Annotated in this window: 10 protein-coding genes; 7 read left to right on the top strand and 3 right to left on the bottom strand. The window is 66.4% G+C overall.

The window, feature by feature from the left end:
• Positions 1–797: 797 nt before the first annotated feature.
• Entirely contained in the window at positions 798–1,016 is a 219-nt protein-coding gene (locus FAB82_RS01960) for a DUF2631 domain-containing protein (RefSeq protein WP_136532865.1), read from the bottom strand.
• A 186-nt stretch (positions 1,017–1,202) separates the two neighbouring features.
• On the opposite strand from FAB82_RS01960, the gene FAB82_RS01955 reads away from it, so the two are divergent.
• The gene (locus FAB82_RS01955; RefSeq protein WP_136532864.1) at positions 1,203–2,780 is read left to right on the top strand and encodes a Rieske 2Fe-2S domain-containing protein; all 1,578 of its coding nucleotides are present in this window, start codon (positions 1,203–1,205) and stop codon (positions 2,778–2,780) included.
• A 64-nt stretch (positions 2,781–2,844) separates the two neighbouring features.
• Here the strand turns inward: FAB82_RS01955 and FAB82_RS28270 are convergent, their stop codons facing one another.
• A complete protein-coding gene (locus FAB82_RS28270; RefSeq protein ID WP_281276832.1) occupies positions 2,845–2,979 on the bottom strand; it encodes a hypothetical protein in 135 nt (44 codons plus the stop codon).
• A 157-nt stretch (positions 2,980–3,136) separates the two neighbouring features.
• Positions 3,137–3,925, bottom strand: coding sequence for a TetR/AcrR family transcriptional regulator (locus FAB82_RS01950; RefSeq protein WP_136532863.1), 789 nt, complete (start codon positions 3,923–3,925; stop codon positions 3,137–3,139).
• Between the two features lie 155 nt (positions 3,926–4,080).
• On the opposite strand from FAB82_RS01950, the gene FAB82_RS01945 reads away from it, so the two are divergent.
• The 6 genes from FAB82_RS01945 (at position 4,081) to dxr (ending at position 11,999) form a co-directional block, all read left to right on the top strand.
• The gene (locus tag FAB82_RS01945) at positions 4,081–6,249 is read left to right on the top strand and encodes an MMPL family transporter (RefSeq protein ID WP_136532862.1); all 2,169 of its coding nucleotides are present in this window, start codon (positions 4,081–4,083) and stop codon (positions 6,247–6,249) included.
• Positions 6,250–6,528: 279 nt separating this feature from the next.
• A complete protein-coding gene (locus tag FAB82_RS01940; protein ID WP_136532861.1) occupies positions 6,529–7,518 on the top strand; it encodes a carbohydrate ABC transporter permease in 990 nt (329 codons plus the stop codon).
• A complete protein-coding gene (locus tag FAB82_RS01935; RefSeq protein WP_136532860.1) occupies positions 7,502–8,395 on the top strand; it encodes a carbohydrate ABC transporter permease in 894 nt (297 codons plus the stop codon). The genes FAB82_RS01940 and FAB82_RS01935 overlap by 17 nt, the downstream gene beginning before the upstream one ends.
• Positions 8,396–8,437: 42 nt before the next feature.
• Positions 8,438–9,745 (top strand): ABC transporter substrate-binding protein, encoded by a 1,308-nt coding sequence (locus FAB82_RS01930; RefSeq protein ID WP_136532859.1) that lies wholly within the window; start codon positions 8,438–8,440, stop codon positions 9,743–9,745.
• A 150-nt stretch (positions 9,746–9,895) separates the two neighbouring features.
• Complete coding sequence (purU, locus tag FAB82_RS01925) at positions 9,896–10,741, top strand: formyltetrahydrofolate deformylase (protein ID WP_136532858.1); 846 nt, start codon at positions 9,896–9,898, stop codon at positions 10,739–10,741.
• Positions 10,742–10,793: 52 nt separating this feature from the next.
• Positions 10,794–11,999: a 1-deoxy-D-xylulose-5-phosphate reductoisomerase gene (gene dxr, locus FAB82_RS01920; protein WP_136532857.1), complete on the top strand. Its 1,206-nt coding sequence runs from the start codon at positions 10,794–10,796 to the stop codon at positions 11,997–11,999.
• The last annotated feature ends 5 nt before the right edge of the window (positions 12,000–12,004 follow it).

Raw genomic sequence — 12,004 nt, 5'->3', positions numbered from 1 at the left:
CAGGGCGGTTTTGGTGGTCCGGCCGACAACCAGGGCGGCTTTGGCGGGCCTCCGGATAACCAGGGTGGCTTCGGCGGCCCGGCCGACAACCAGGGTGGTTTCGGTGCGCCGCAGGACAATCAAGGGGGATTCGGCGCACCGCCGGAGAACCAGGGCGGTTTCGGTCCTCCCGACAATCAGGGTGGCTTCGGCGGCCCGGCCGACAGCCAAGGCGGTTTCGGTGCGCCTCCCGCTCCTCCCGTCTCCCCCCCTCCGCAGCAGCCGCGAGGCGCGGCCACGCCGCCGGACTTCGGGCGCCGCAACCCCTACGAGGGACGCGGCCAGTTCGAGCAGCCCGGCCGGCACGGCCGGGAGGAGATGACCACCGAGATGCGGGCGACGGACTCCCCGTTCACGTCCGACGACGTCCAGCGGCTCGAGCAGCTGCGCCGGGCCTTCCAGCCCCGCCGCTTCGGTTCGGGTTACGACCCGGGCCAGGTCGACCAGATGTTCGACGCCGTCTCGGCCGCGATGACCGGGCGCAACCCGGTGCCGCTGTCGGACCGGGAGCTCGACACGAGCCAGTTCTCGCTGGTGCAGGGCGGCTACTTCGAAGCCGAAGTGGACTCGGCATTGCGCGAGGTGCGGGAGCTGTTCGCCCGTCGCGGGATGATGCACTGACGTAGGCGAAGACGAACTGAAGGGCGGGTCGCCCAATGCGACCCGCCCTCAGTTTTACGAAGTGTCGTACCCGCCCGGTATTTTTGAGCCAGGGGTCCCTTAAGGGGGATTTATCGGGATAAATGTGGATCCGTGGCTTATCGGAGTCCCGTCCGGCGCAGCCAGGCGTCGAAAACCACGATGCCGATGAGCACTGCGGCAGTGGTGCCGATGAAGACGTCCTCGACATACCCCAGGTGGTTGCCGAACAGGAACGACAGCAGCACGGCGGCCCCGATGAGCAGCGCGGAATACAGGCCCTTGCGGCTGGTGGGCTTGCGCTGATCGGGCGAGAGAATCTGCTCTTCGGCGGACATGGGAGTTCCTCCAACCAATTCGATATCGCACATAGTCTTACACGCGGCAAGACCCGTCACGACCTAAGGCCACCGGGCGGCGGCCGGACCGAGTCTTACACGCCACAAGGACTAACGTCTCCAGACCGCCCTGCTTGTGACCTGTAAAGTTGAGCCTCTGTCGTCCTGAATTCCGGAAGGTTATCCGTGCGAATTACCGGTACTGGCCACGCCAGCATGTTCATCGAGACCGCCGCAGGTTCCATCCTTTGTGACCCCTGGGTGAATCCCGCATACTTCGCCTCGTGGTTCCCGTTCCCGGACAACTCGCAGCTGGATTGGGACACCCTCGGCCAAGCCGACTACCTCTACGTCTCGCACCTCCACCGCGACCACTTCGACGAGCAGAACCTCCGCGACCACATCAGCAAGGACACCACAGTCCTGCTGCCGGAGTACCCCACCGACGAACTGGAGTCGGAGCTGCGCGCCCTCGGCTTCCACAAGTTCATCAAGACCGTCTCGGAGGAGATCGTCGAGCTCCCCGGCGGCGTCAAGGTCATGATCCAGGCGCTCACCAGCCCCACCGACGGCCCCATCGGCGACTCCTCCCTCTGGGTCGAGGACGCCGACGGCACTCGCATGCTCAACCAGAACGACGCGCGCCCCACCGACATGAGCGTCTTCCTCCAGCACGGCAAGATCCACGCCCACCTGCTCCAGTTCTCCGGCGCCATCTGGTTCCCGATGGTGTACGAGCTGCCCGACAACGCCAAGCGCGCCTTCGGGAAGCAAAAGCGCGAGCGCGGCTTCGACCGCTCGCTGCGTTACATTGACGACGTCGCCGGCGACTGGGTCTTCCCCATCGCGGGCCCGCCCTGCTTCCTGGACGACGAGCTCTACCAGTTCAATGACGTCTTCGGCGACGAGGGCAATATCTTCCCCGACCAGCTCACCTACACCGATTGGCTCGAAGAGCAGGGCCACAAGCAGAACCTCATCCTGCTGCCCGGCTCGGTCGCCGAGATTAACTCGGAGGGTGCCGCCAGCGTCACCCACCCCGTGGACGACGTCCGCGAGTGGTTCGCGAACAAGAAGCAGCACCTCGACGCCTTCAAGGAACGCCAGCGGGGCCGCCTCGCAGCCGAGAAGGCCTCCTGGTCGCACCCGGAGATCAATGTCCTGGAGACCCTGCGCGAGCGCATCGAGCCGCTCATGGAATCGGCCGAGCACATCGCCACCGGCGTCGGCGGCCCCGTCAGGTTCGACCTGACCGCGCCCGACTCCGACGAGGTCGTCGAGTCGATCATCTTCGACTTCCTGGAGCGCAAGATCTACCCGGACGACGGCGCGAAGGTCCGCTACCGCTTCCGCACCGAGCGTCGTCTCATCGAGCACCTGCTCTACATCCGCGAGGTCGACTGGGTCAACTCGCTGTTCTTGTCCTGCCGCTTCACCGCCGCGCGGATCGGCCAGTACAACGAGTACGTCTACGCGTTCTTCAAGTGCCTCTCCGAGGAACGCCTCCAGTACGCCGAGGGCTGGTACGCCGAGCAGCGCCCCGACGACGAGGACATCACCATGCAGGGCTGGCAGGTCCAGCGCCGCTGCCCGCACCTGAAGGCCGACCTGTCGGTGTTCGGGAAGATCGAGGACGGCGTGCTCACCTGCCAGATGCACGGCTGGAAGTGGAACCTGAAGTCCGGCAAGTGCATGACGAGCGTCGGACATGACATTCGGAGCTGTCCCGCAGACACGGCGCCCGCCGAAGCGGCTTCCGAGTAGCCGAGAACGAGCGAACGAGGGCCGGACCGCTCGCGCGGTCCGGCCCTCGTCGCATTACCGCCGTCTACTCATCGAGCACCGTGCAAGCGCCCGCCACGAATCCGGACTGGCCGTTCCAGTTCACCTGATCCCAGTAGTCCCAGTTGGTCACGCCGCAGGCGGTGTAGGTGCCGCCGTAGACGATCCCGCACCAGGGCACCGAGGCGCCGGCCGGGATGATCCCGTCGATGTGCTCTGGTCATGCTCCGTCGCATGATGAGTTCCCTCCTGTTGAGCGCCGGTTGCGAACCGGCCTCTCCTCATGATCGGAACTCACGTTCAACGCCGCAGCTGCGGTGTCCGATATTTGACTCCGCTCAAGGGCTGATTCCGAAGTCCTTCATCATCGACTGGATCTGCGCCGTGTAGAACTCGTCCACATATTCCTGCACCGGAAGTGACCCGAAGGCCTCCATCACGACCAGGCCGAAGACCCGCACCCACCCGGAGACGAAGTTGTAGGCCCAGGTCAATGGGACCTCATCCCCGATAATGAGCCCGGCGCAGGTCCCCATGATCTCCGCTTGCAGCCCTTCGGAAATCTCGGGCATCGTGGCACCGTCGAAGTCGAAGCCCTTCCCCTCGGTCTCCCGGTAGAACGCGGCCAGCTCGCCCCCGCACATCTGCGAGTGCTCGATCGATTTCCGGTACACCGGGTCCAGGTCTTCCAGCGACTGTCCCACCGGATCCGGGCCGAGCGACAACGCGCTGTCGCCGCCCGGGAGGCTGAGCATGAGCTCGAACTCGCGGCGATTCGACACCGCCCATGACCGGAACGACCAGATCCAGGCCTTCATCCGCTCCAGGTGGCACGACTTCGAACCTTCGACGGAACACGCCTGGGCCGCGGCGTCCATGGCCTGGCGGCTCTCCTCGATAAGCTCGTCGTAGAAGTCGCAGCACAGGTCCGTGAGCAGCGCTTCCAGGTTGTCGAAGTACCGATACAGGGCCGCCGGCGTCACGCCGACCTCGCGGGCGATCGCTCGCAGCGAGACGCCGCTGGGGCCGTGCTCCAGCAGCTGGCGTCGGGCGCTCGCCTTGATCTCGCCGATCGTCTCGGCGCGCATCCGCTCACGACGGCTCGGTCCCGCGGTGTTCGAAGTCACTGCACTCCCTCGGATAAATTTTTGTTAACGGCGTTGACTCCGCAATTATTGCTCACTAACGTAAACAGTGTTAGCAAACTTGTCACTGCTCACCATCCTATAGCCGACCCGGCCGACACCACCACCGGCCGGGATCGCTTCAAGAGGAGAAGCATATGTATTCCCTGCTAGGCCGCGCGGTCATCAAGGCCCGCTGGCTCATCATCGTCGGGATCGCGGGCGTCTTCGCCATCGGTTCGACGTGGGGCCTGGGGGTCTTCGACGAGTTCACCGACGGCGGCTACGTCTCCCAGGACGCCCGCTCGGTGACCGATGCCGAGGCGATCGAGGCCGAGTTCGGTTCTACGGGAGCGGACGCCATCGTCCTCTACACCTCTCCCGACCAGACCGCCGACGATGAGTCCTTCGCCGCCGCCGTCACCTCCGCCGAGGCCGAGATCGAGGCCTTCCCCGAGGTCGACGACGTCGTCTCCTACTACGACACCGATCTGCCCTCCTTCGTGTCCGAGGACGGGCACGCCACCTACCTCGCGGTCTCCCTGGCCGGAGGCTCGTCGGACGAGGCGCTCGGCGACGCCTTCGCCGCGATCGAGGAGGACCTGCGCGAGGCCGGCGACACCGGCGACCTGGAGGTCACCCTCGGCGGCGGCGCCGCGGTCTTCGCCGACCTCAACGAGCAGGTCCAGGAGGACCTGGAGATCGCCGAGATGATCTCCATGCCGATCCTGCTGGTCATCATGGTGATCGTCTTCGGCGCGCTGGTCGCGGCCTCGCTGCCGCTGCTCGTCGGCGGCATGTCGATCCTCGGCGGCTTCGCCGTCACCCGCGTCATCACCGAGTTCACCGACGTCTCGGTGTTCGCCGCCAACGTCATCACCATCATCGGCCTGGGCATGTCCATCGACTACTCCCTGTTCGTGCTGAGGAGGTTCAGGGAGGAATTGGCCGCCGGCCGCGACAAGCGGGCCGCCGTGATGAATACCGTCGCGACCGCCGGGCGCACCGTCATGGTCTCCGGGCTCATCATCGTGCTGTCGATGGTCGGGCTGCTCCTGGTCGACGTGCCGTTCCTGCACGGCATCGCCTACGGCGTCATGTCGGCCGTCGGCGTGGCCATGATCGCCGCGCTGGTGGCCCTCCCCGCGATGCTCTACCTGCTCGGGCACCGCGTCGACAAGGGCCGGCTCCCTTGGGCCAAGAACCGGAGGCCGAAGACCGACGCCGGATTCTGGCACGGCCTGGCCGCCGGCGTCATGCGCCGCCCGGTGCTGGTGGTCATCCCGGTGCTGGCCGGCCTCGCGATCCTGGCCACCCCCATCTTCGACATGCAGTTCGGCGGCGTCGACGAGCGCGACATGCCCGCCGACGCCGAATCCAGGGTGGTCACCGAGACCGTCGCCGCCGACTTCCCCGGCGGAGACGCCGAGACCTTCGACGTCATGGTCTCCGGTGGGGGAGAAGCCCAGGCGGCCGAGACCACCGCCGAGATCGAAGGCCTGGACCTGGTCGAGGACGTCACGCCGGTCGACCAGTCCGGCGACGCGGTCCTGCTCCAGGTCGCCTACGACGCCGACCCGTTCAGCTCCGAGGCCCGCGAACTCATCGAACAGGTCCGAGACCTGGACGCCGGGTCCGCCGAGCTTTACGTCACCGGCGGGGCCTCCGACCGGGTTGACATGCTCGACGCCATCGCCGACGGCCTGCCCTACATGCTCGGATACATCGTCATCGTGACCATGGTGGTGCTGTTCCTGGCCTTCGGGTCGATCGTGCTGCCGATCAAGGCGGTCCTGATGAACGGCGTGTCCCTGGCGGCGGCGCTCGGCGTGGTCGTGTGGATCTTCGGCGAGGGGCACCTGCACGAGTTCCTCGACTTCACGCCCTCCGGCTACATCGACCCGTCGAACATCCTGCTCATGGTGGCGTTGCTGTTCGCCCTGTCGACCGACTACGAGGTGTTCCTGCTGTCGCGGGTGCGCGAGGAGTGGGACCGCGGCGCGGACAACCGGACCGCCGTCATGCGCGGCATGCAGCAGACCGGTTCGATCATCACCGCCGCCGCGGCGATCCTCATCGTCGTGGTCGGGGCGTTCGCCTTCGGCGGCATCACGTTCATGAAGATGATCGGCCTCGGCATGGCCGTGGCAATCCTCCTCGACGCCACCGTGGTGCGGATGCTGCTGGTGCCGGCCACGATGCGGCTGCTCGGCAGCGCGAACTGGTGGGTCCCGGGGCCGTTCGCGAAGCTGTACTCCAAGTACGGCATCAAGGAGTCCGACGAGACCGCCGAAGCCCCGTCAGCGAAGATCCGCGCCGAGGTCTGAGCCGGATCCGACGCTGCGAGAAGTCCCGAAATAGGCGTCGCCGACCACTTTGGCGACGTCCGACCACATAGGAATAGACGGCCCGTTCCGGCCTCCCCGGGACGGGCCGATTCGCGTGTCCAATGAGATTGATGTTGTGAAAGTTTCCAATGAGTCATTTGTGGCAGGAAGATGCCAAAGATATTGAGGAATTTAAGTTGACCCATTGACAACGAAGCAAGCGGTTGCATAGCCTGGGTTCAACTGGAGCCGACCCCCTCCGAAAGGCCTCAACACTCAATGACCGACAACGATGTCGCCGTGGTGCCGGTGCGACCGCGCAGCCCGGACGACGACCTGAACACCTCGAAACCGCCATCCGCGCGAACGCGGCGGCGCACCGGCAACACCATTCGCAGCCGCGAACGCTGGGCCGCGCTGAGCTTCATGGCCCCCTGGCTGATCGGCCTGGCGGTCATCACCATCGGTCCGATGGTGTACTCCTTCTACCTGTCCTTCACCGATTACAGCCTCGGCTACGGCGAGTGGACCGGTATGGAGAACTACCGGCGGATGGCCGACGACAGCCGCCTGGCCCAGTCGGTCAAGGTCACCGCTATCTACACCTTCGTCTCGGTGCCGCTGCAACTCGCCATGGCGCTGCTGCTGGCGATCGTGCTCGACCGCGGCCTGCGCGGCATGGCGTTCTACCGCTCGGTGTTCTACCTGCCGTCCCTGCTGGGCTCCTCGGTGGCCATCGCCATCATGTGGCGCCAGATCTTCGGCACCGAGGGACTGGTCAACCAGTTCCTGGCACTCTTCGGTATCGAGGGCCAAGGCTGGGTCTCCAGCCCCGACACGGCTCTGGGGACCCTGATCATCCTGCACGTGTGGACCTTCGGCTCCCCGATGATCATCTTCCTCGCCGGGCTCCGCCAGATCCCGACGATGTACTACGAGGCGGCCAAGGTCGACGGCGCCGGCCCGTTGCGCAGGTTCCGCAGCGTCACCCTGCCGCTGCTGACCCCCATCATCTTCTTCAACCTGGTACTCCAGGTCATCCAGTCGTTCCAGTCGTTCACGCAGGCGTTCATCGTCTCCGGCGGCAAGGGCGGCCCGGCCGACTCCACGCTGTTCTTGACGCTGTACCTGTACGACCAGGGCTTCACCCAGTTCAACATGGGCTACGCCTCTGCCATCGCCTGGCTCCTGCTGGCGATCATCGCGATCTTCACCGCTCTCAACTTCCTCATGTCGAAATTCTGGGTGTTCTATGGCGACAATGACTAAGGCCCCCGCCCCGGAGCGTCCGGACAACCGCACCGAGGTGCGAGCCGCCTCCGGCGCCATCAAGAAGCTGATCTTCCACCTGCTGCTCATCGCGGCCGGGATGGTCATGATCTACCCGCTGCTGTGGATGCTCTCGGCCTCGTTCAAGCCGATCGAGGAGATCTTCTCCGACCCCGGCCTGATCCCGACCCAGTGGGAGTGGAGCAACTACTCCGAGGGCTGGAACGCCCTGCCCCACCCGTTCCACAAGTACATCTTCAACTCGCTGATCATCGTGGCCGGGTGCATCCTCGGCAACCTGGTGTCCTGCTCGATGGCCGCCTACGCGTTCGCACGGCTGCGCTTCCCGTTCCGGGGCATGTTCTTCGCGATCATGCTCGGCACCATCATGCTGCCGATCCACGTCATCATCATTCCGCAGTACATCCTGTTCAACAACATCGGCTGGGTCGACACCTTCTGGCCCCTCCTCGTCCCGAAGCTGCTGGCCACCGACGCGTTCTTCGTGTTCCTCATGGTCCAGTTCATTCGCGGCCTGCCCAAGGAACTCGACGAGGCCGCCTCGATCGACGGCTGCGGCTACTGGGGGACCTATCTGCGCGTCATCATGCCGTTGTGCATGCCCGCGCTGGCCACCACCGCCATCTTCACGTTCATCTGGACGTGGAACGACTTCTACTCGCAGCTGATCTACCTCCGCGATCCCGACATGCAGACCGTGCCCCTGGCACTGCGGCTGTTCATGGACAGCCAGGGCCAGACCTCTTGGGGCGCGCTGTTCGCCATGTCGATCGTCGCATTGGGCCCGATCTTCGGGTTCTTCCTCGCCGGCCAGCGGTACCTCGTCAGGGGCATCGCGACCACCGGCATCAAATAACACGGCAAACCACCCTCACAAAGTCCTGAAAGGACGGAGACAATGAAGTCATCCAACCCCTCCGGAGTGTCCAGGCGGACGCTCACCAAGGTCGGCATCTTCGGCTTCGCGGCCAGCCCCCTCCTCGCCGCCTGCGGCAATGAGAGCGGCGGCGGCGGCGGAGAAGGCGACGGCGAGCTGGACGTGTGGTGGTGGGGCTCCGAGCCCCGCCACGCGTACACCCAGGAGATCCTCGACGCCTTCAAGGCCGAGAACGACGACGTCACCCTCAAGCCCAGCCCCGCCGACTTCTCCGGTTACTGGGACGCGTTGAACATCTCGGTCTCGGGCGGCAACGCGCCCGACGTGATGCAGCAGGACGAGCGGTACCTGCGCGACTACGCCGACAAGAACGCCCTGATCGCCTTGGACGACCTCGACATCGATCTGTCCCAGATCGAGGAGGACACCCTCAAGAGCGGCCAGCTCGAGGGCAAGACCTACGGCATCGCCACCGGCGTCAACGCGCTGTGCCTGCTGGTCAACCCGGCGCTGGTGGAGGCCGCGGGTATGGAGATGCCCGACGACACGACCTGGACCTGGGCGGACTTCGCCCAGTTCACCACCGACCTGTCGGCCGGCGGCGACGCGATCGGCAACTCCGGGCTGTCGTTCAACAACGAGTCGCTGTTCAACGTGTTCGCGCGCCAGCGCGGCGAGAGCCTCTTCACCGAGGACGGGCAGCTCGGGTTCACCGAAGCGACCATGAACGAGTGGTGGCAGATGGTGATCGACCTGCGCGAAGCGGGCGCGATCTCCGCGGCCGACAAGATCGTCGAGTCCGTCGCGGCCGGCCAGGACCAGGCCCCCCTGGCCACCGGCACCGGCGTCACGGAGTTCTACTGGACCAACCAGATCGGGGCGATCCAGACCGTTCTCGGCTCCGACCTGGTGCTGCTCCGCGTCCCGGGCGAATCCGAGGGTTCACCGGGCATGTTCCTCAAGTCGGCCATGTACTGGTCGATCGCCCGCGACACCTCGGACCAGGCCGCCGCCGCAAAGCTGGTGGACTACCTGCTCAACAGCGACGAGGCGATCGACCTCACGCTCGGCGACCGTGGCCTCCCGTCCAACCTGGCGCAGCGCGAGCGGATCCTGCCGGACATGCCGGCGGACCAGAAGCTCGGCGCCGACTTCGTCGCCGCGATCACCCCTGAGCTGGCCGCGGGCCCGCCGGTGCCGCCGATCGGCGCGGGCGGCGTGGCCGACATCATGCTGGGCATCTACGAGGCCCTGCTGTTCGACCAGGCCACCGTGGAGGAGACCACGGCGGCGTTCATCGAGCAGACGAACTCGGCCATCGGAGCCTGACCCGGACGGGCAATAGAAAACGAATAGCAACGAATGGCCAGGGGCGGGACCGGTCGGTCCCGCCCCTAGCGCCGACGGAAGCGGGGCGCCACCTGAAGGGAAGCTGAAGGCGATTGGCACCTCCCCCGTGCTCCCCGTACCATTAACGGGATGACCAGCCAGTTCGTACTCACACTCTCGTGCCCCGACCGTCTCGGCATCGTCTATGCCGTCTCGGGGTTCCTGACCCGCCGGAACGCCAATATCGAGGACTCCCAGCAGTTCTCCGAGCACGGCTCCGGACGGTTCTTCATGCGGGTTGAGTTCACCTCTGATGGCGCCCGGGACGAGATGGCCGTCGGCTTCGCCGAGGTCGCCCGCGAGTTCGACATGGACTGGCAGTTGCACGACCGCGCCGTCAAGCGCCGCGTGCTGATCATGGCCTCCAAGCAGGGGCACTGCCTCAACGACCTGCTGTACCGCTTCCGCATCGGCGCACTCCACGGGGAGGCCGCCGCCGTCGTCTCCAACCACCCCGACTGGGCCGACCTGGCCGCCTCCTCGGGCGTCCCGTTCCACTACCTGCCCGTCGGCCCCGACGGCAAGGCCGCCCAGGAGCAGCGCCTGCTCGACCTCATCGAGACCGAGCGCATCGACACGGTGGTCCTGGCCCGCTACATGCAGATCCTCTCCTCCGACTTCTGCTCCAAGCTGCCGGGGAAGATCCTCAACATCCACCACTCGTTCCTGCCGAGCTTCAAGGGCGCCAAGCCCTACCACCAGGCCCACGCCCGCGGGGTCAAGCTCATCGGCGCGACCTGCCACTACGTCACCGCCGACCTCGACGAGGGCCCCATCATCGACCAGGAGGTCGCCCGGGTCGACCACGCCTCCGGCCCCGACGACCTCGTCGCCGCCGGACGCGACCTGGAATCGACCTGCCTGGCCCGCGGACTCGCGGCCCACCTGGACGACCGCATCCTGTTGAACGGGTCCAAGACCGTCGTTTTCCGCTAGACGGGTGCTCCTCCCCAATCGACGCCCACCCATCAGGCTGGATAATGACCCTGTGACCGAATTCCGCGAGATCGTGCTTCTGGGCTCCACCGGCTCCATCGGCACCCAGGCCATTGACATCGTCAAAGCCAATCCCGACCGCTTCCGCGTCGTCGCCATCGGCGCCGGGGGCTCGAACCCGGCCCTGCTCGCCGAGCAGGCGATCGAACTGGGCGTCGAGGCCGTCGCCGTCGCCAATGCGACCGCCGCCGAAGCCGTCCAGCTGCGCCTGTTCGCCGCCGCCACCAAACGCGGCTGGACCTCCGGCGACGCCCGGATCCCCAAGCTCATCGCCGGTCCGGGCGCCATGAACGAGATCGCCGCCTGGGACGCGGACACGGTCCTGAACGGCATGACCGGCTCCATCGGCCTGGGGCCGACGCTCGCGGCCCTCAAGGCGGGACGCACGCTCGCCTTGGCCAACAAGGAATCCCTGATCGCCGGGGGCCCCCTCGTCCGCGAGGCCGCCGCACCCGGCCAGCTCGTCCCGGTCGACTCCGAGCACTCCGCGCTGGCGCAGTGCCTGCGTTCGGGAACCGCCGAGCGCGTCGCGAAACTCGTCGTCACCGCCTCCGGCGGCCCCTTCCGGGGCAGGACCCGCGACGAGCTCGGCGAGGTCACGCTCGAACAGGCCCTGGCCCACCCCACGTGGGCCATGGGCCCGGTCGTCACCATCAACTCCGCCACCATGGTGAACAAGTCCCTCGAGGTCATCGAGGCGCACGAGCTGTTCGACATCGCTTACGACGACATCGAAGTGGTCGTCCACCCCCAGTCGGTGATCCATTCGATGGTCGAGTTCGTCGACGGCTCCACCATCGCCCAGGCCTCCCCGCCGGACATGCGCCTGCCGATCGCCCACGCCCTCGCCTGGCCCGACCGCGTCCCGGACGCGGCCCGCCCGGTCGACTGGAGCAAGGCCCACGACTGGCATTTCGAGCCGCTGGACGAGACTGCCTTCCCGGCGGTCGCCCTGGCCAAGGACGCCGGCCGCGCGGGGGGCGTGCTGCCCGCGATCTACAACGCCGCCAACGAGGAAGCCGTCGCGGCCTTCCGGGCGGGGGCGCTGCCGTTCCTCGGCATCGTCGACACCATTGCCGCGGTCTTGGACCAAGCGCCGGAATTCGGCCGACCTGAAAGTGTCGCAGACATACTCGAAGCCGAGACCTGGGCGCGCTCGAGCGCCCGGCGGCTAGGGTTGGACGCGTCGGAGCGATAGAAGGA

This window comes from Glycomyces buryatensis (assembly GCF_004912275.1).
Lineage (GTDB): Bacteria > Actinomycetota > Actinomycetes > Mycobacteriales > Micromonosporaceae > Glycomyces > Glycomyces buryatensis.
This window is presented reverse-complemented; position numbering and strand designations above follow the sequence as displayed.

Coding starts and splice junctions, on each gene's coding strand:
- FAB82_RS01960 (WP_136532865.1), bottom strand. CDS start 1,016: ATGTCCGCCGAAGAGCAGATTCTCTCGCCCGATCAGCGCAAGCCCACC.
- FAB82_RS01945 (WP_136532862.1), top strand. CDS start 4,081: ATGTATTCCCTGCTAGGCCGCGCGGTCATCAAGGCCCGCTGGCTCATC.
- FAB82_RS01940 (WP_136532861.1), top strand. CDS start 6,529: ATGACCGACAACGATGTCGCCGTGGTGCCGGTGCGACCGCGCAGCCCG.
- FAB82_RS01935 (WP_136532860.1), top strand. CDS start 7,502: ATGGCGACAATGACTAAGGCCCCCGCCCCGGAGCGTCCGGACAACCGC.
- FAB82_RS01930 (WP_136532859.1), top strand. CDS start 8,438: ATGAAGTCATCCAACCCCTCCGGAGTGTCCAGGCGGACGCTCACCAAG.
- purU (WP_136532858.1), top strand. CDS start 9,896: ATGACCAGCCAGTTCGTACTCACACTCTCGTGCCCCGACCGTCTCGGC.